This is a genomic window from Agrobacterium rosae, assembly GCF_002915175.1.
GTDB lineage: Bacteria > Pseudomonadota > Alphaproteobacteria > Rhizobiales > Rhizobiaceae > Agrobacterium > Agrobacterium rosae.
The window spans coordinates 187627-207281 of the sequence record NZ_NXEJ01000012.1; the positions used below are offsets into that span (position 1 = coordinate 187627).

The 19655-nt window shown below is 56.9% G+C and carries 17 protein-coding genes; 15 read left to right on the plus strand and 2 right to left on the minus strand.

All coding sequences use genetic code 11. The features are described from left to right. Positions 1-223 precede the first annotated feature (223 nt). The 8 genes from CPJ18_RS23635 (at position 224) to CPJ18_RS23670 (ending at position 9546) form a co-directional block, all read left to right on the plus strand. Positions 224-1585 (plus strand): CapA family protein, encoded by a 1362-nt coding sequence (locus CPJ18_RS23635; protein WP_103660342.1) that lies wholly within the window; start codon positions 224-226, stop codon positions 1583-1585. A 104-nt stretch (positions 1586-1689) separates the two neighbouring features. Continuing rightward, the gene (locus CPJ18_RS23640; RefSeq protein WP_103660239.1) at positions 1690-2703 is read left to right on the plus strand and encodes an ABC transporter ATP-binding protein; all 1014 of its coding nucleotides are present in this window, start codon (positions 1690-1692) and stop codon (positions 2701-2703) included. Next, positions 2700-3644 carry an ABC transporter ATP-binding protein gene (locus CPJ18_RS23645; protein ID WP_103660240.1) on the plus strand — a complete coding sequence of 315 codons (945 nt, stop codon included), beginning with the start codon at positions 2700-2702 and terminating at the stop codon, positions 3642-3644. Before CPJ18_RS23640 ends, CPJ18_RS23645 begins: the two co-directional genes overlap by 4 nt. Before the next feature lie 4 nt (positions 3645-3648). Continuing rightward, entirely contained in the window at positions 3649-4602 is a 954-nt protein-coding gene (locus tag CPJ18_RS23650; protein ID WP_103660241.1) for an ABC transporter permease, read from the plus strand. Further along, a complete protein-coding gene (locus CPJ18_RS23655; RefSeq protein WP_103660242.1) occupies positions 4599-5549 on the plus strand; it encodes an ABC transporter permease in 951 nt (316 codons plus the stop codon). Before CPJ18_RS23650 ends, CPJ18_RS23655 begins: the two co-directional genes overlap by 4 nt. A 34-nt stretch (positions 5550-5583) precedes the next feature. Next, a complete protein-coding gene (locus CPJ18_RS23660; protein ID WP_103660243.1) occupies positions 5584-7275 on the plus strand; it encodes a peptide ABC transporter substrate-binding protein in 1692 nt (563 codons plus the stop codon). Positions 7276-7328: 53 nt separating this feature from the next. Further along, the gene (locus CPJ18_RS23665; protein WP_103660244.1) at positions 7329-8336 is read left to right on the plus strand and encodes a D-2-hydroxyacid dehydrogenase family protein; all 1008 of its coding nucleotides are present in this window, start codon (positions 7329-7331) and stop codon (positions 8334-8336) included. A gap of 10 nt (positions 8337-8346) precedes the next feature. Continuing rightward, positions 8347-9546, plus strand: a complete 1200-nt coding sequence (locus CPJ18_RS23670) for an MFS transporter (protein WP_103660245.1) — start codon at positions 8347-8349, stop codon at positions 9544-9546. A 14-nt stretch (positions 9547-9560) separates the two neighbouring features. On the opposite strand, the gene CPJ18_RS23675 is transcribed toward CPJ18_RS23670, so the two are convergent. Beyond that, positions 9561-10466: a LysR family transcriptional regulator gene (locus CPJ18_RS23675; RefSeq protein WP_103660343.1), complete on the minus strand. Its 906-nt coding sequence runs from the start codon at positions 10464-10466 to the stop codon at positions 9561-9563. Between the two features lie 117 nt (positions 10467-10583). Here CPJ18_RS23675 and CPJ18_RS23680 point away from each other — a divergent pair, with 117 nt between their 5' ends. From CPJ18_RS23680 to CPJ18_RS27305, 7 genes are all read left to right on the plus strand, one after another. Beyond that, entirely contained in the window at positions 10584-10787 is a 204-nt protein-coding gene (locus CPJ18_RS23680) for a rubredoxin (RefSeq protein WP_080803447.1), read from the plus strand. 27 nt (positions 10788-10814) lie between these two features. Further along, the gene (locus CPJ18_RS23685) at positions 10815-12026 is read left to right on the plus strand and encodes an NAD(P)/FAD-dependent oxidoreductase (RefSeq protein WP_103660246.1); all 1212 of its coding nucleotides are present in this window, start codon (positions 10815-10817) and stop codon (positions 12024-12026) included. 40 nt (positions 12027-12066) lie between these two features. Continuing rightward, complete coding sequence (locus CPJ18_RS23690; RefSeq protein WP_103660247.1) at positions 12067-12807, plus strand: hypothetical protein; 741 nt, start codon at positions 12067-12069, stop codon at positions 12805-12807. After that, entirely contained in the window at positions 12789-13568 is a 780-nt protein-coding gene (locus CPJ18_RS23695; RefSeq protein ID WP_245445479.1) for a transporter substrate-binding domain-containing protein, read from the plus strand. Before CPJ18_RS23690 ends, CPJ18_RS23695 begins: the two co-directional genes overlap by 19 nt. Before the next feature lie 497 nt (positions 13569-14065). Next, positions 14066-15208 carry an L-dopachrome tautomerase-related protein gene (locus CPJ18_RS23705; protein WP_103660249.1) on the plus strand — a complete coding sequence of 381 codons (1143 nt, stop codon included), beginning with the start codon at positions 14066-14068 and terminating at the stop codon, positions 15206-15208. 224 nt (positions 15209-15432) lie between these two features. Then, positions 15433-17136 carry a carboxylesterase family protein gene (locus tag CPJ18_RS23710; RefSeq protein WP_245445480.1) on the plus strand — a complete coding sequence of 568 codons (1704 nt, stop codon included), beginning with the start codon at positions 15433-15435 and terminating at the stop codon, positions 17134-17136. Between the two features lie 229 nt (positions 17137-17365). Continuing rightward, entirely contained in the window at positions 17366-17860 is a 495-nt protein-coding gene (locus tag CPJ18_RS27305) for a carboxylesterase family protein (RefSeq protein WP_245445489.1), read from the plus strand. 299 nt (positions 17861-18159) lie between these two features. On the opposite strand, the gene CPJ18_RS23720 is transcribed toward CPJ18_RS27305, so the two are convergent. After that, positions 18160-19617, minus strand: coding sequence for an NAD-dependent succinate-semialdehyde dehydrogenase (locus CPJ18_RS23720; RefSeq protein ID WP_245445490.1), 1458 nt, complete (start codon positions 19615-19617; stop codon positions 18160-18162). Positions 19618-19655 lie beyond the last annotated feature (38 nt).

Here is a 19655-nt window from a genome sequence, read left to right on the forward strand (position 1 = left end):
AATGTCTGGGTCCCGCAATTGCGGCAACATCACGAAGATATGCCAAAACGGCATTTCTGAAAGGCGCATTACGAAACTGGTGATATCGCAGAGTGCTGATATGGTTGCTGGGCGATCGAAGGAGAGCGGTCGCAAGGGAGTTTCCAGGTTTACGCAATCAAGAATGCAGCGATGCACGGGTCGCACAATGGTGGCGAGGCGGCAGCACGTGCAGGAGGTTATTATGGTATCATCTCGGAATTGGAAAGTTAGTCTGGCCGGCGAAGTCATGGTGAGCAGGCCGTTCAGCATGCATGACGAACCGGAGTTTCAAAAGGTCTGGGAATTGCTGAAAGACGCGGACGTGACTTATGGTCACCTCGAAATGAATTTTGCCGAATATGAAGAATTGAAATGGCCTGCACGCGGACAGGGCATTGGCAGTTTCATGATGTCGGACCCTGAAATCGCCAAGGACCTGAAGTGGGCTGGCTTCGACATTATGTCGACGGCGCACAATCACAGTTTCGATTTCGGTGCAGAAGGTCTGTTCGCCACGAAAAAGCACATGAAAGCGGCCGGCATCGTCACAGCAGGCACTGGTGCCGATCTCGAACTTGCCAGCGAACCTGGATATGTCGAGAAGAAAAACGGACGTGTCGCGCTTGTCTCGACCAGTTCCGGCAACCAGCATTTCATGTGGGCGGGTCATTCCAAAGGCGCACTTCGTGGCCGGCCTGGCGTCAATCCGCAGCGTCTCACGTTCGAGTTCATGCTCGACCAGGAGACGGCCGATCAACTCAAGGCCTTTGGCGATAAGCTCAATATTGCCAAAAAGCCAAAGCACGGCCGGGAGGGCTCCTTCGGGATACAGATCCCGGGTGCACAGCAATGGGGCGATCCGGAATCGTTCTTTGTCGGCGACCACTGCGAAATCATCAGCCGTTGTCACAAGCGCGATCTCGAGCGCAATCTGCGCTCTGTCCATGAAGCGAGGGAAATGGCCGATCTGGTCATCGTCGCGCATCATTTCAGCGTTTCCGACGGTCCGCGTGGCGATACTCCGCCAGGTTTTGTGAAAGAGTTCGCTCGGGCTGTCATCGATGGTGGTGCCGACATTTACGTCGGCCATGGCTGGCACCGGACGCTCGGCATTGAAATCTACAATGGCAAGCCGATTTTCTACGGTGTCGGAAATTTCTTCGCACAGTCGGAATTCATCCAGCGCGTGCCCTATGACAGCTACGATGCATGGGGACACGATGTCGACCGCCTGCAGACACTGACGCCAGCCGCTTATCCACTGCATCCGGGCCTCGATACTCCGGTCGATACATGGTGGAGCTCGGCGATCATCCAACTCGAAATGCAGGACGAAAAGCTGAAACGCATCCTGTTGCATCCGGTCGAAATGGGCCGCGATACGACACCTGACGTTAAGCAGACCCGCCGCACCGGAAACGGCGAACATCACAACACGGAAGGTCGTCCGATCCTGGCAAAGGGAGATGACGCTGTCCGAATTCTTGATCGCTATCGCCGTCTGTCCGAGCCGTTTGGAACGACGATTGTCATCCGGGACGGTGTCGGTGTGATCGAGCTGTAAACAGAAAGACCGAATTGCGGCGGAGGAGGATGTCGCCGCAATTCGACAAGAACGACCAGATTGGCCGGATGAACAACGGCCATGGACACGTAGGGAGGTAAAGAATGCAACAAGCGATCCAATCGGATTTTGATGCGAGCATTTCGCAGGCGACGGTCGGCTCGCGCGCGTTGCTCGACGTTCGCGATCTTACCGTCAGCTTCCCGAATGGTGCCGGTACCACCCAGATCGTCAGGGGCCTCGACTATTCCATCGCCAGGGGCGAGACACTTGGGATCGTCGGCGAAAGCGGTTGCGGCAAGACGATGACATCGCTGGCATTGCTTGGGCTCATTGCTGGATATGGCAAGGTCGGTGGTACGATCGGTTTTGATGGCCAAAACCTCGCGGCCTTCAGCCAGAAGCAATGGCAGAGACTGCGCGGCCGGCGCATTGCGATGATCTTCCAGGAGCCGATGACGGCGATGAACCCGGTGATGTCGGTAGGCCGCCAGATTAGCGAAGTCCTGGTCAAGCATGAGAATATTTCCAGGAAGGAAGCTGCCAGCCGCGCCGTAGACCTTCTGGATCAGGTGGGTATTCCGTCGCCGGCGCGCAGGGCAGAGGATTATCCGCATCAATTGTCCGGCGGGATGCGCCAACGCGCCATGATCGCCATGGCGCTGGCGTGTAAACCCGACCTTCTTATTGCTGATGAACCGACGACCGCGTTGGACGTCACCATCCAGGCGCAGATCCTCGACCTGATGCTGACGCTTCAGGACGAGGCAAGGATGTCGATCCAGTTCATCAGCCACAATCTCGCGGTGGTCTCGGAGGTCGCCCACGCGATCATGGTGATGTATGCGGGAAAGGCCGTGGAATACGCACCCTCCCAGGCACTGTTTGAAAATCCACTTCATCCCTATACCCAGGGACTGATCGCGACCCTTCCCGATCCGGACAGACCGGTCAAGCGCCTTTATGTCATTCCCGGGCGGGTCACCTCGGAAGCCATCCCGGGATGTCGCTTTGCCAGGCGCTGTCCACTTGCCGACGATCACTGTCGCGCGGTTGAGCCAGCGCTTCTTGACGTCATTCCCGGCCATCGCGTTGCATGTCACAAGGCAAATCCATGACCGACCTTCTCACGCTCGATCACATCAATGTCGACATTCCACTAGGCGGCGGCTTTATGAAGCCCAAACTGTGGCTGCAGGCGGTTAACGACGTCTCTCTGACCGTTGCCAAGGGCGAAACCTTGGCACTGGTCGGCGAAAGCGGCAGCGGCAAGAGCACGCTTGGGTTCGTCGTGGCGGGACTGCGAAAGCAGACCGGCGGGTCGGTGACCTTCAACAGCAGCAGGCCAACGCCAGACGGCAGGCCGCCGGTTCAGGTCATCTTTCAAGACCCGTTCTCGGCACTTGATCCACGGATGATGGTCGAAGATATCGTCGCGGAGCCATTGAGGCTGGCGGGCGTCCCTGCGGCAACGCGTAGCGCCCGCGCCATTGAGGTTCTCGGGCAGGTAGGCTTGCCGCCGGAAGCGGCCCGTCGGTATCCGCATCAGTTCTCCGGCGGCCAGCGCCAGCGCATCGCCATTGCGCGTGCCCTGATCGCGGAACCCGAGATGATCGTCGCCGACGAACCGCTCTCGGCGCTGGACGTTTCCATCCAGAGCCAGGTCCTCAACCTGCTCGACGACATAAAGCAGCAGCACGGCATCAGCTATCTTTTCATCAGCCACGATCTTGGCGTCGTTCGCCATCTTGCCGACCGGGTGGCGGTTCTCTATCTGGGCCGTGTGATGGAAATCGCAAGTCGAGATGATCTCTTCGAGACCCCCAGTCATCCTTACACACAAGCTTTGCTTGCTGCCGTGCCGCGGATCGGCAGGGGCAGGCGAAAGCGCGAGCAGCTTCTCAAGGGTGAAATGCCGTCTCCGCTAGCGCCGCCATCGGGCTGCGTCTTCCATACACGCTGTCCCAAGGCTCAGGGTATCTGCCGAACGGAAAAACCGCTGCTTTCGCCGGCACCCGGTCGACCCAAGCAACTCTCCGCCTGCCACTTCAAGGATTGAACCGATGTTGAGATATACGATATCGCGTCTTCTCCAAGCGGTCCTCGTCATTTTGGTGATGTCGCTGCTTCTCTTCATGCTGATCGGCCTGATGCCGGGCGATCCGGTCGAAAACATGCTGGAGGGCAACCCCTCGCTGACACCGGAATCCATGGCCCAGATGCGCGCGCTTTACGGCGTCGATCAGCCGATCTGGACGCGTTACGGCCACTGGCTGGTTTCGGCCCTTCACGGTGATCTGGGCTATTCGAGCGTTTATTTCCGTCCTGTGATGGATGTCCTGGGCCCAGCCGTCATCCAGACGGCAAAGCTGTTGATCCTGACGGAACTGATCAGCATTCCTCTGGCGATGCTGCTGGGTGCGATCGCTGCGCGCAAGCCCGGTGGCTGGACCGACAGCCTCGTCAGCCTGTTTGCCTTTGCTAGCATTTCGCTGCCGGGCTTCTGGACATCTTTGATCCTGATCATCGTGTTTTCCGTCAAGCTCGGCTGGTTGCCGGCCAGCGGCACGCCGCTGCTGGGTGATGCTTCGCTTGCCGAGCAGCTCTATCACCTGATCCTGCCGGTCACGGTGCTTACCTTCTTCCACGTAGGACCGCTCGTTCGATATGTGCGCGCGTCGATGATCGAGACGCTGAACTCGGACTTTGTCCGCACGGCACGGGCAAAGGGACTATCGGAAACCACGGTCGTCATGCGCCATGCTCTACGCAACGCACTCATTCCTATGGTGACAGTGCTGGCCCTTGGCTTTGGCTCCCTTTTTTCAGGAGCGCTCGTGGTCGAGACCATCTTCGGCATGCTCGGAATGGGCAAGGTCATTTACGACTCGATTAGCAACATCGATTTCAACCTGGCTCTCGTCGGCCTTCTTCTGGCAACCATCGTCACGCTTGTGTCGAGCTTGCTTGCCGACCTTGCCTATGCCTGGCTCGATCCGAGGATTTCGCTGACATGAGTACTGTTACCATTGAAAGCCGGCCGCTGAAGGCCGAGAAGAACTCCGTCTGGAGCAAGCGCTGGGACCGTTTTCGGCACAACAAGCTGGCGATGATTTCACTTGTTTTCCTGCTCGTCCTGACAATTGCCTGCGCAATGGCCGGCCCGATCGAATATTTCAGTGGCATCGATGCGAACGCGACCAATCTGCTGAGGCGTTTCAAACCACCGTCAGTCCAGCACTGGCTTGGAACTGACGAAATTGGACGCGATGTGCTGCTCCGTCTGCTGTATGGTGGGCAGGTGTCGATCGCGGTCGGGCTGCTGGCTACGCTCATCACCGCAGCCATCGGCATCGCGATCGGCGTCACTGCCGGCTATATCGGTGGTCAGTTCGACAATATCCTGATGCGGATCACAGACTGCATCATAGCGCTTCCGCTGATCCCCGTTCTGATCGTGCTTGGCGCGGTTGATCTCACCAAGCTCGGCCTCAGCCCGGATGCCGCGACCTCGCCAACTGCGGTCTTCCTACGGATTGTCATCATTATCGCTCTGGTAGACTGGACCACCATCGCCAGGATAGGCCGGGCTGGAGCGATCGGCCTGCGGGATGTCGACTATGTCAGGGCGGCGAGCGTCAGCGGTGCCAAGGGTCGCTACAACGTCTTCGTCCATGTGCTGCCCAACATCGCCACGCCCTTGATCGTTGCGATGACGCTTTCGGTCGGACGTATCATCCTGTTTGAATCGACGCTCAGCTTCCTTGGTTTCGGTATCATTCCGCCGACGCCCACCTGGGGCAACATGCTGACCAATGCTCAACAGTTGATAATTTCCGCGCCAATGCTCGCCGTCTATCCCGGTCTGTTGATCTTCGCCACCGTGATGGCGGTCAATTTTGTCGGAGATGGCGTTCGGTCGGCATTCGATCCACGGGCTGATTCCGGTTCGTCGGGGCATTAAACGTTTAAAACAGAAATCTAGGGAGGAGAACACGATGACGTCTGTGAGATCAACCATCAAGAGATTTGCAAAGGCTGCGCTGACCGGGGTGGCGATAGCGGTTGCCGGCACTTCGAGCGCATCAGCGCAGGCAAACAAGAGCCAGCTTGTCGTTGGGCAGCTCCAGTTTCTGACTAATTTCCACCCGTTGATCCAGGTCAACAACACCAAAAGGCTGGTGGTCAACTATTCGCTTCGGCCGATGACCGCCTTCGATCAGAATGTCGTCAATCAATGCATTCTTTGCGAGACGTTGCCAACCATCGAAAATGGGCTCGCAAAGATCGTTGATTTGCCCGACGGCAAGAAGGGCATGAAGGTGACCCTCAAACTGAAGAAGGGTCTGGCCTGGGGAGATGGCCAACCGGTGACGTCAAAGGATATCGCATTCACCTGGAAAATGGCTCGCGACCCGAAGATCGGCTTTTCGAATTATAATTCCTGGGACCGCGCGTCCGAAGTGGAGGTGGTCGACGAAAGCACCGTGATCCTGACGCTGCCGCAGATCCTGTCCAGCTACAACTCTTGGGACCAGGTCATTCCCGAGCATCTCGAAGGGCCGGTCTACGCCGCCAATCCGACACTCGAAAGCTACGTGAAGCAGTCTCTTTACAACACTCAGCCAACCAATCCGGGCCTGTGGAATGGCTCCTACCTGTTGAGCGACTATCAGATAGGCACCCGCATCGTCTTCACTCCAAATCCGCATTGGGTCGGTTCAAAGCCGCATCTGCAGCGCATCGTTTTGAGTTATCGCGACAACTCTTCCTCACTCTTGCAGAACCTGCTGGCTGGTTCCGTCGATGCGGTTCCTGTCAGCCCCGGCGGTATTAGCTTTTCGCAAATGCTCGATTTGAGGACACAGCAGCCGACCAAGTTCAATTACCATCTGGACTACGGGACAAACGTCGAGCGCATCGCCGTCAACTTCGAAAATCCAATCCTCAAGATCAAGGCCGTTCGCCAGGCTCTGCTATATGCGATTGACCGCCAGGCCATCAGCGACGAACTTTTCGGCGGCCTGCAACCCGTGGCCAATGGCATTTTGAGTGATCAGAACGTTTATTACAACAAGGACATGACTGTTTATAAATACGACGCGGAGAAGGCGAAAGCCCTTTTGGCGGAGGCGGGATGGAAGCCCGGGGCCGGTGGCATCTGCGTCAACGACAAGGGCGAGCGGCTATCCTTGGAACTGGTTTCGACGGCAGGAAACCAGACGCGTGAACAGATCGCCCAGGTCCTGCAGAGCCAGATGAAGGAGGTCTGCATCGAGATAAAGCCCAACTTCGTTCCACTGCAGGAATTCAATGGCGATATGGCGAGAAAGCGCAAGTTCAAGGCGCTGATCATGTCTTCGATCGACTTTTCGCCCTCCGTGTCCCCGCGTATCGCGCTCGGCTCCGACACCGTGCCCAAGCCTGAAAACAACTTCGTCGGCAACAACTTCTCTGCATATGCCAGCCCGGAGATGGACAAGGCCATTTCCCAACTTGAAGTCGCGCTCGATCCCCAGGCGACGAAGGATGGATGGGCCGAGGTCCAGAAGATCTTCGCCGAAGATCTGCCGATGCTACCGCTCTACTTTTACCCACGTGCCTATGTTGCCGTTCCGGATCTCGTCAATTTCCGGCAGGGCACGCTCGACCCGCTGCAGATCTGGGCTGAAGAATGGGAGCGGAAATAACGCTGGCACCTGAGAGCTTGTCTGTCGAGCAACACATAAAGCAGGGACTTTCTATGCGGATGAATATAGCCATCCTTGACGATTATATCGGTGTTTCGCAGCAGGTCGCCGATTGGACATCGTTGACCTCTCGCGCCAATGTTGTGGTGTTCGACAGACCGCTTGCCGTTCCGGACGAGGCCGCACGAGCGCTTGCGGACTTCGATGTGATCTGCACTCTGAGAGAGAGAATGCCGATCCCGGCGGACCTTATCACTTGCTTGCCGCGCCTCAAATATATCGTGGTGACCGGAAAGAGATATGACACGGTGGATGTTGCAGCGGCGGCTGCGCGTGGCATTCCCGTTTCCAATACCCCCGTCGTAGGCGCCGGTGCCGGGGGTGTTGCAGAACTCACCTGGGGTCTTATTCTGGCGGCCACTCGGCATATCGCTTCCGAAGATCGGATGATGCGAGATGGCGGATGGCAGCATCAGGCAGGCACGACGATCGGCGGGAAGACACTCGGTATCCTCGGGCTCGGCGGGCTTGGCCGCCGCGTTGCGGAAATCGGCAAGGTGTTTGGCATGGATCTCGTGACCTGGAGCCAGAACATGACTGACGAGCAGGCGACAGCGTGCGGCGCGCGGCGCGTGACCAAGGAAGAGTTGTTTGCAACCTCCGACATTATCACGGTACATCTGGCATTGAGCGAGCGTACCCACCGTATCGTTGGCCCGAACGAATTGCGGATGATGAAGAAATCCGCCTATCTCATCAACACGGCGCGCGGTGCAATCATCGACGAGCAAGCGCTCATCGATGTCCTGGCGTCCGGTGCAATCGCCGGTGCTGGACTCGATGTCTTCGAAAACGAGCCGTTACCGATCGACCATCCGTTCCGAAATCTTCCCAATGTGGTGATCACGCCGCATCTTGGCTATTTCACCCGCGAAATGCTGGGAACCTATTACGGCGATGCGATCCGGCTGATCGGATGTTTTCTCGACGGCAAGCCCGATCGCGTGGTCAACATGGTCAAGCCGGAGACCGCGGCGTCAACAATCCTGACATGTCGATAAAAGTTCGCACATGTCGCTGATACGGCTACTGTCGCGGGGGCAGTTTGCGGTCTATACAGCCGGCAACTGCATTTCGCTTGTCGGAACCTGGATGCAACGGATTGCCTGCAGCCTGGTTGTCTGGGATATGACGCAATCGGCGGCATGGCTGGGAGTGCTAGCTGCAGCTGATCTTCTGCCGACGATCGTTGTTGGACCGCTGGGCGGAGCTGCAGCCGACAGGTGGAATGTTCTCAAACTGAACCAACTTTGCCAGTTCATCCTCGCGGTGATCGCGACACTTGTGGCTGCGCTCATCTATTTCGATCTTTTGTCTCTGTGGACCCTGATCGGAGCGATCCTGTTTCAGGGCTGCATCATTGCCCTTGGACAACCGGCACGCATGACGATCGTCCAGGAGCTGGTCAGTCGGGACGACGTCCCGAGAGCTGTCGCCATCAATTCGATGAACGTCAATCTCGCCCGACTAATCGGCCCGGCCTTGGCCGGCCTTCTTATTGTACAGTTTGATGTCGTCTGGGTGTTTGTTCTGAATGCCATCGCCACCATCGTCTTTGTTCTGGTCCTGCACCGAATGAAAGCGCCTATGGCGGGCCTGAAGGACCAGCCAGTTGGAAATTTTTTGATCGAGATCGTTGAGGGCTTCCGATATGTTGCCTCCAATCGCGGCATGCGCCGGATGTTGCTCCTGCTTCTCGCAGGAGGAATATTCGTTCGTGCGATTGCGGAAATGCTTCCGGCATTTGCCGCCGGATTTTCCGGTCCGGCGGCAACAGGCCTCGCCGTGCTGACCTCGTCCATGGCATTCGGGTCGGTCACTGCCGGTCTGACCATGAATTTATATATTGTCCCTTCGAAACTGCCGATCCAGGTCACGATGGCATGGCTGCTCGCTGCCCTTACAGCGATCGCCTTTGCTCTCAGCCATTCTTTATGGCTCATGGCGCTCTTTGCCGCGGCAATGGGTTATCTAAGCTCGGTCAGCCTTGTGGCGACGCAGACCTACATACAACTAGCAGCACCAGCCGGGTTGCGAGGCCGAGCGCTGAGCATTCACGGCCTGATTTTCCGGGCAAGTCCTTCATTGGGTGCAATGATCCTTGGCTTTACTTCGGATGTCTTTGGCTTGACCATGCCGGTCCTCGCAAGTGCAGCAGTCATGATCGCCATCGTGGGGCTGATCGGGCTTTCCTCGTGCAGTTCAAAGTGATGAAGCCTTTACGCTCATGATTCTTGCAGCAGACGAAGGCTCAAATCTCGCAATATCCGAAATGCCGCCTCGTGCAATTTGTTGGAAAGCCGGCGCGACGGCAGTACAAGTTGGACGGAAAGAATAAGCTCGGGGCCGATGATCTTGCGCAGGGCCAGACCGTGTCCCGCATCAGGGCCCTTCGATGCGAGAGTGCGTTTAGATGCGACAGTGAAGCCATATCCGTCCCTGGCGAGGTCGAACATCGTGTCGAGAGGATCGAGTTCAAAGACGATATTGAGCTTCTGTCCCATCCGCGCTAGCTCAGAATCGAGTAGCACCCTGGTGCTGTTCGGCCGGCAGGCGATCACCATCGGGAGTGAAGCAAGCGATTCCAGCATGACGGGATCGGTGTCATTGAAAGCACCCTCGCGGCCAATTAGAAAAAGATTTTCGTCCACCAGATCATGGATCTCCAGCATGGCAGACGAGGGGGCGTCATACATGATCGCCATGTCTAGTCGGCCCGATAGGATCCATTCCTGCAACTGGTTAGATCGGCCGTGGACAAGCATCACCTGTGCGTCGGACAACTCGTCCCGAAGCTTGCGAATCAAGGCCGTCGCGATCGCAGTCGAAATCGTGGCGGGCAACCCAATCGCCACCTTGCCGGACTTTCCGGTCCGGGAGTTTTCGATATCTTCATAGGTACGCTCGATCTGTCGCAGAATGCCGCGAGCATTGTCCAGAAGACGCTCGCCGGCTTCGGTAAGTTCAACACCGCGTCCATTGCGGATCAGCAGCCTTTCCTTGAGCTCCGTTTCCAGGTTCTGGACCTGTCTGCTCAGCGCGGGTTGGGCGATGTGTAAAAACGCAGAGGCCCGGCTGAAGCTGCCAAGTTCCGCGACACGTACGAAATAACTGAGCTGCCGAATATCCACGCCGCTACCTCCTCCAGATATGCCGAAATGATATGTCTGATAGTTATCCAGAACGTCTAGCGATATCAAGCATCCCGTAATAGCTTCTATCATCACGTCAATTCTGGAGGAGATGCGATGTCGGTTACAGATGACCTTTCGCAACGGAGCGATTTTAAAATTTGGCAGTGTATTTTGTGTGCCTATGTCTACGACGAGGCACTTGGCGATCCCGACGGCGGCGTAGCTCCCGGGACCAAATGGGAGGACGTCCCGGACGACTGGGTCTGTCCTGAATGCGGTGCTCGCAAGAGCGAGTTCGACATGATCGTCGTTGGTTGACGACACAGGGATACGGTGGTTCTCGTTATGGCAGGCATATTGATCCTAGGCGCATCCCATTCAGGCGTCGCTACTGCGGCAGCGCTGCGTGTCGCTGGCTGCGAAGACGCCGTCACATTGGTGACCCAAGAAAGCGCGTTGCCCTATCATCGACCACCTCTTTCCAAGGATGGGCTGACAAAACAGGACTTCGCGCCGCCTCTTCTGCGCCCGCAGAGCTTCTACGCCGCCAATCGCATCGAACTGAAGCAGGGCGTGATGGTCGAGAGCATTCACCCTGCGGAAAAATACGTCCTCTCTACCAACGGAACACGTTACCCTTATCAAAGGCTGATCCTTGCCTGTGGCGCAGAGTCCCGCCGTCTGCCGCGGACGATCGATCCAGATGGGATCGCACACTATTTGCGCACCCATGATGACCTTCAAGCATTGAAAGCCCGTCTATCCCAGGCCGGATCTGTCGCGATCATCGGCGGGGGACTGATCGGGGTGGAAATAGCCGCGATCGCGGTTGAGAATGGCCTTCGCGCTACCATCATCGAGGCAGGCAACCGGCTAATGGAGCGAACCGTCAGCAAGTCGATTGCCAATTACGTGCTGGACCGGCACGAAGCCAGAGGGCTCAGCGTCAGGTTCGGCGTGACGCTGACAGCTCTCCATCATGACAGCGGGCGTGGTGCCGATATAGTGACGCTCGACGGCGGTGAAACGATCGCGGCCGACCTTGTCGTGGCGGCAATCGGAGCGGTACCGCACGACAGTCTTGCTGGTCGCGCCGGACTGAAGGTGAATGGCGGGGTTCTATGCTCAGAGACGGGGCTGACATCGGATCCTTCGATCTATGCGGTCGGGGATTGTTCGGCTTGGTACGATCCAATTCTCCAGCGTCACATTCGCAATGAGGCGGTCAATCCCGGTCAGGATCAGGCCAAGATAGTCGCCGCCTCCATCGCGGGCTCGCCCTTGCCGGTCAAGCGGCTTGCACGATATTGGTCGCATCAGGCAGGGATCCAGATCCAGATGGCCGGGGACGTACATGGCTCCGATATGGAGGCGGTTCTCAATGCACCCGTCAGTGGCGCATTCTCTGTGCTTGGATTTAAAGGCGATCGCCTGATTGCCGTGCAGACGATCAACGGCGCACAGCAGTTCGGCAAATTGCATGACATGATCGGCATGGACCGCGATGCGCTGGCGGTTGCCCTAGACGTCGAATTTCCACCACCGCACCATCACTGAACACAGACCGTAAACCCATCGTCAGAGGAGGACTTCCCGCATGCAGGCTGCATCTTACACGGAAAAGGAACCGGGCAGGTTCCGCCGCGGCCAATCCTGGAAGATCAACATGTTCGGAAAAAACTCCGACATCGCGGCACCAGACCCCCAGGCATTCCGGCTTGACCTCAATGCCCACCAGAAACTCGACTCGCATTTCCATATCGTCGACCAATTCCAGGTATTTATCGCCGGCAGCGGCACGATCGGACGCGACGACGTGCATCTGGTAACGGTTCACTATGCCGACCACCACACAGGCTACGGTCCGCTGATCGCCAGCGCTCAGGGGCTGTCGTACCTGACGCTGCGCAGCAAGACGGATGCCGGACTGGTCTATCTCAGCACCCCGAATGTCCGCGACAAGCTGCGACCCACCAAACGGCGCCATCGCACGTCGGGCGCAGTTGCACTGTCAATCGAGCCAGTGCTTCGAAACCGGACGGAATTGACAATCGATACGGTGATCGAAGAGCAAGAAGGCGATGAGGGCATGAACGTCAAGGTCCTGCGCCTTGGCCCAGGCATGATGGCGCAGACGCCTGACCCGGCCGAAGGCGGTGGTCAGTATCTCATCATTTTGAACGGCAGCCTGATCTACGAACACCAGACGTATAAGCCTTACTCTCTGATTTTCGTGCACTCTGACGATATGGCAGCGGAGGTCCGGGCAGGCGAAGATGGACTGGAACTGATGATTACGCAGTTCCCGCGTGAAGACGAATGGATGAAATCCATCTGAACGGCTTGAGACGGACACGGGAGATTGCTTTGCAAGAATTCAACATGGATGCCGTTCGGGCCGAACTCACGCCATCAGGGACTCTCAATTGCGCTTTGAACCACGGTAACGTGGTGCTCGTCCGTCGCGGCCAAACGAATGAGACACCAACCGGTGTATCGGTCGATCTCGCCCGAGCGCTTGCGGCAACACTGGGCGCACCGATTGCATTTCGCCATTACGACAAGGCCGGATCCGTTTCGAAAAGCGTCGATTCGGGCGAATGGGACGTCTGCTTCCTGGCAATCGACCCACAGCGGGCCGAGCATATTGCCTATAGCGAAGCCTATGTGCAGATCGAGGGTGCCTTTCTCGTCCAGCACGCCAAATCGGTGAGGGTCGTCCAGGACGTCGATCGACTGCAGCTACGGATCGGTGCGGTTGTGGGGAGCGCCTACGAGCTCTTCCTGTCGCGCATCGGCGGGGCAGGGCAACTCATCCGCTTCGACAGCTTCGCCGACGCGGTCGCCGCGCTCAAAGAGGGGGTAGTGGACGGCCTTGCGGGTGTTCGTCAGGCTATGAATCAGGTTGCTGCATATGACCCCGATTATGAGGTGATGACTGAACCCTTCATGTCCATTCCCCAAGCCGTCGGAGTCAGCGTGAAAAATACTCTGGCCGCAGAGTTTGTCATGGCCTTTGTGCGTGAGAAAAAGGCGTCGGGATTTGTGCGGCGCGCGCTGGATGAAAGCGGGCATCCGGATGTTATCGTCCCTGAATAGGCAGTCCGGGTCCTCATCTTATCATTTTCGCAAAAGCCGCGCGGGCTTAACGCCAGCGAACACTGTCGAGATGCGGGCCTCATCAAGGCTGACATTCTCATCGATTGACGCGATCCGGTGCGCGTCAATCGATATGCCGTGGCTACATGTCCGTTGTCCGCTTGTACATTCTGACGTGCAGGGCGGCGGCGCCCAGGTGATGGCGCGTCGATGCGAACGCATGTCGGACTGCTCTGTCGAAGGAGAGGATACGCGACATGCTTGGGTTGTCTCATGCCAAAACGGCACGACTGATATACCCGATAGCCAACTGGAAACGACAGCTGTTATCCCACACTGTCCTTGAGCGGAGAGGCCAAAGGAGGAACCGGCCAATCCGCTGCCTGAGTGTCATCCACATCAAGTCGTCCATCGCGCATTGCCGATGCGCGCCGTCGTGCTGTGCCTGATGCTGGTCGCTTGCAATGCCGCTGAACACTAACACGAGGGAGGAAATCATGAGACTTTCACGTCGATCATTCATCGCTGCCGCCGGGATTGCGACAGCGGTCGCGCCGCTATCATTCCGGAAAACATTCGCAGAAGGTGTCGAACTTCCGCACACCGTTGCGGCTGAGTTGCCCTGGTTCTGCAACCAGGTTGCCCTGACAAGCTCCGGTGAAATGTTTTTCGGTCTACCCCGCTATCCCGGCTATGACGACACCCCCTGCCTTGCGAAGCGTGGATCTGACGGGAAGGTAGTGGCTTTCCCGGGCAATGCCTGGAACGCGTGGACGCCCGGCGACGATGGACGCGACAGTTTCGTCTATGTGAACTCGATCCACATTTTCAAGGACGATACCGTCTGGGCGGTGGATCAGGGTGCGTTGCGTGCAGATTCCTACCCACCCGAGCTTTCCGAACCCAAACCTGGCGCCCAAAAACTGGTTCAGCTCGACCCGAAGTCCGGCAAGGTCCTGCATGTCCTGCGTTTCAACGACAGCGTGCTTCCCAAGGGTGCCAAGATGAACGATTTACGGGTCTTCGGTGACCATGTCTACGTCACCGATTCCGGGATTGGTGCCTTGATCTATCATAACCTTTCAACTGGCCAGACATTGCGGCGGATGTCGGGCTTTCCGCAGATGCAGGCAAAGGTCGAGCCCAATCTCCAACAGGGCAATCACCAAACGCCGAAGATCGACATGATAGAGATCAGTAACGACGGCGAATGGATCTATGTAGCGGCTCCCACCGGACCGTTCATCAAGATCAAGGCAGCAGCCGTGCGCAATGCAGCCCTCTCGGACGCCGATCTTGCGAAACAGGTTGAGGAGTATTTCCCGATTGCCCGCAGTGGCGGCTGCGCACTCGACACTAAGGGAAATCTCTACCTTTCCGAACTCGACAACAAACGGGTGACGATCCTCTCGCCGAGCGGGCAGATGGCAGTGCTGACCTCCGACGCGGAGTTTGTCAGCCCGGACGGGTCATTCATCAGCGTCGACCGCAAGCTTTACATTCCGATCACCCAGTCGCGGCGAACCAAGCTGTTCGGTAACAAGGAGGACATGGTCAAGCGCCCATGGAAGATCTATGTCGTTCAATTACCCGAACAGTTTGGCGGCATTAAACTTGGGAATTCGTTGAATGGTTCTTGAAGTACTCAAGAGAAAAGAAGCCGCACTCTTCCAGGCGGCATCCCTTGGTGATCCGATGCCGTGCCGGCATAACTGATTTGCCTGACGCAAACTTGCCGGCGCGCGACGATGCTCCTTATGATCGGTTCTTTGCAGGACTGCTCCCTGTCACAGCAAAGAGCAGAGACGGTCAGATCAGGTTGTCAGAGATCCCGATGCCCATGAAGCTATCCTTGGAGGATATCGTGAAGAAAACAACGAATTTCAAACAGTCGGCCCAACATGTCCGTCGAGCGGTGAAGGGCCTTGCGCTTGGTGCACTCATGACCCTCGGACAAGGTTTCGGCGAGATCGCGCACGCCGCACCGATTATCGAAGCATCCGTCGCCGGTGGAAAGGTACAGGGTGTGCCGAGCGACACGCCCGGCGTCGCGCAATTTCTCGGAATTCCGTTTGCAGGCAGTGTAGGTGGTGAAAACCGCTGGAAACCCGCGCCGCCTGTGAAGGCGTGGGATGGCGTCCTGATCGCCGACAAGTGGGGCGACCAGATACTTCAGGATGTCAATAGGCAGGGCGAGAGCCCGATCAGCGACAACGGATTGAACCTTTCGATCTGGACGCTCGCCGAGCATACGAATGATCGTCTGCCCGTCTACATGCTGATTCACGGCGGTGCGAACCGCTTGGGCTCGGCCGCGATGAAAGACCTGTATGCCGCGCAATTGGCCGCAAAGGGCGTCGTCGTCGTTTCGGTCCAGTATCGGCTGGGAGCGTTGGGCTGGCTGTCTCTGCCAGAGATGGCCAAAGATAACCCGAACGGGCCGAAGGGCAATTTCGGTGTCCTCGATCTCGTCGATGCGCTGAAATGGATCCAGACCAACATCGAAGCATTCGGCGGCGACCCTGCCACCGTGACGATCGGCGGACAATCAGCGGGCGGCGAAAACACGGTGGCGTTGCTGCGAACGCCTCTAGCCAAGGGCCTGTTCAAACGAGCATTCATTCAGTCGAGCTTCACCGGCTTCCTGCCTGGAAAGATCGTCGATTTTTCGAAAAAGTCGCAGGATAACCGGCAGGCGGTCAACAAGCTGTTCGGCAAAGAGACAACCCTTGCCGAGCTGCGGAGCATTGGCAATGATGCTTGGCTGGAAAAATGGAAGGGCGGAAAGGAAACACTGTTTGGCGTCATGGCGGGTGCCGTAGCGACCAACCAGTTCTACACGATCGACGACTACGTCTACACGCCGGATTCCGTGAACCTGCTCCAGCCGGGCGACTTCGACGGGCTTGATATCATCATTGGCCAGACAGCGGACGAGTATACCGGGTTGCGCCCGAATGATCTGAAGATGACGCAGGAGGAACAGCAAAAAGCCATGCTTTCCGCAATTCGTCCGCATCAGGCAGGGAATGTCGACGAAAAGGTCTTTCCTCTTTACGCAACGGATGATCCGACCGAGGCCTATCGCCTGTCGCTGCGCATGCTGAACGACTACATGTTCGAATATGTGCGTGTCGGAGCCGAATATGCGAAAGCGCATAGCAAGTCCAACGTCTATCTTTATTACTGGGATCACTGGCCGCCTGGCAAGGACCAGGGTTTCCGGCGCGCTTGGCACGCTGCCGATAACTGGTATTTCAATGGTTCCATCCGCGCTGACAAACCCGGCCAACTGCCCTGGACCGATCCAGATTTCGCGATGCGTGATATCGCCGTGAGCTATCTCGCGAACTTCGTCAAAACCGGCGATCCAAACGGGAACGATGTCTCACACTGGGGACAGGTCACGCCACAGTCCGGCGGACAATTCCTTCGCTTTCACGAAGGCGAGGTGGCCATGCGAACCTCGACGATCTATCCGACCCGAGATGCGTACTTGCGCAAGAAGGTCCTCGAAGGGATCGGTATGACCGAAGCAGAGATAAGAGGCCAAGCGCAGCGTCCATGACCTAAACTTCTCGATTAGGAGGAGACAAAATGAAAAAATCTCTTGTATTAATGGCATAGATTGTCTGCATGTCGGTGCTAGTTCCAGCCCCTACGGCCTTTGCTCGAACGACAGCAACCGACGCGAAGAACACGCCGGTCGATATCGTTAAGATTGACGGAGGCCAGGTTAGAGGTGTTCCAAGCGACGTCGTGGGTGTTCAGGTCTTCAAGGGCCTTCCCCGTGCGGCATCGACCACAGGAACCACCGCTTCGGTGTCGCGCAACCCTTCCAGCCTTGGAGCGGAGTCAAGCTTGCCGACAAGTGGGGCGACCAGGCTATGCAAGACGTCAACCTCAATCCAGTCGGCATGTTCTGGGGAGATGAATTCTATTTCGACAAGGAGCTCATGCCGCCAGCAAGTGAAAACGGCCTGAACCCCAACGTCTTTACACCCGCGCAGTCCCCTGAAGACAAGCTCCCTGTTTATGTGTGGGACCACGGCTACGCATCGGAGATTGAATTCTACGCGTCCAAACTGGCTGCCAATGGGATCATAGTCGTCCCCGTCCAATATCGTGTCGGTCCTTTCGGATTTCTCTCGCTTGAGGAACTCAGTAGGGAAAGCCCGGACGGGACCTCTGGCAATTACGCGGTCAAAGATCTGGTGACAGCCCTCGAATGGGTCAAGAAAAATATCGGTGGGTTTGGCGGCGATAGTGCAAACGTCACGATCGGAGGGTAATCGGCCGGTTCGAGGAACGTCAATATGCTGTTGAGGACGCCGGCGGCCCGGGGTCTTTTTCATCGTGCAGGCCTTCAAAGCGCGTCAGGTGGTCTTCTCGCAACGGATTTTCCGACACTACGCCTCAAAAGCCGCCGGACCGCACTCAAAACCGGATAAGACCTGGGGGCAAGGTCAGGTAACCCGCTACAGTTCTGTTTCCCAGATGGTCGTAAGATTCTCTTCATTCGACCAGCGACGGCGACGCACAGGCGAGGCGAGACCACGACTAATCATGCGAAGCTTATCCCACTCGAGGATTATAATCCGCTCAAACACATGTACTTCCAAGTTAGATAATCATCCAGCCCGTGGGTTGATCCTTCTCTTCCGATACCGCTTTCATTCACCCCGCCAAAAGGGGCCACTTCGGTGGAGATAAGTCCTGCATTTACCCCTATCATGCCGAACTTGAGGCTCTGAGAAATGGCAAATGTGCGCTTGAGACTCTGAGTATAGAAATATGCAGCTAGTCCGGAATCCGTCGCATTCGCTGCTGTTATAACCTCTTCATCCGTACGAAATCGAGAGACGGCAGCCAAGGGCCCAAATGTCTCTTCTCGGCAGACAGCCATATGATCCTTCACGTCAGCCAACACAGTGGGCTGAAAGAACGTTTTTCCAAGCTTGTGTCGTTGGCCTCCGACCACGATCCGGCCACCATCCGCAACGGCATTGGAAATGTGGTGTTCGACTTTCTCGAGTGCGGCCGTGTTTATGAGAGGACCTTGTTCGACACCTTCATCGAAACCATTTCCGATTTTCAATGTCTCCACGGCATAAGAGAGCTTTTCGAGGAAGGCATCGTACACGCTGTCATGAATATAGAAGCGGTTTGTACAGACGCATGTTTGCCCCGAATTGCGAAACTTTGAGGCCATCGCGCCTTCGACTGCTTTGTTGATGTCCGCATCGTCGAAAACAATAAAGGGCGCGTTGCCCCCCAGCTCCATGGAGACGCGCTTCATAGTGTGCGCCGATTGACCATACAGAAGTTTTCCCACCGCCGTCGAACCCGTAAAAGTGATTTTCGAAACCATTCGACTGGACGTCAACTCGGCCCCGATTGCGATGGGATCTCCGGTAACGACGTTGACTACACCCGCAGGAACACCCGCCTCAACAGCGAGCTTACCCCAAGCGAGGCCACAATAAGGCGTCAGTTCTGAAGGTTTAACGACGATAGTACAACCGGCAGCCAGCGCCGCCGCCAGCTTTCTGGCAATCATGGAGAATGGGAAATTCCATGGCGTGATCGCGCCGACAACACCCACTGGCTCGCGTGCCACAATGATTCTGCGGTCAGCCCAGGGCGACGGAATCGTTTCGCCGTTGATACGCCTTGCCTGTTCCGCAAACCAGGTGACGTAGGCGGCTGCGCTGTCGATCTCGCCTCGGGCCTCGAGAAGCGGCTTCCCCTGCTCCAAGGTTAGCAATCCGGCAAGTTCATCGCGATGCAGATGGATAAGATCAGCCATGCGGTGAAGAACGCGTGCACGCTCGCCTGCGGTAAATTTGCTCCAGGTTAGAAAGGCGTTGTTTGCAGCGAGGATGGCACGGGCCGTTTCATTTGCACCGCAATAGGGAACAGTTCCTATGATGCAGTCGGTTGCAGGGTCGGTGACGCCAAGTGTTTTGCGGTCGTCCGCTTCGATCCAGGCACCGTCAATGAAATTACGTTCATTCAGCCAGTCGGTGCCCACGTGATTATGCGACATCATGATTTCCAGAATAGAAGGTGTAAGGTGGAGCCTTT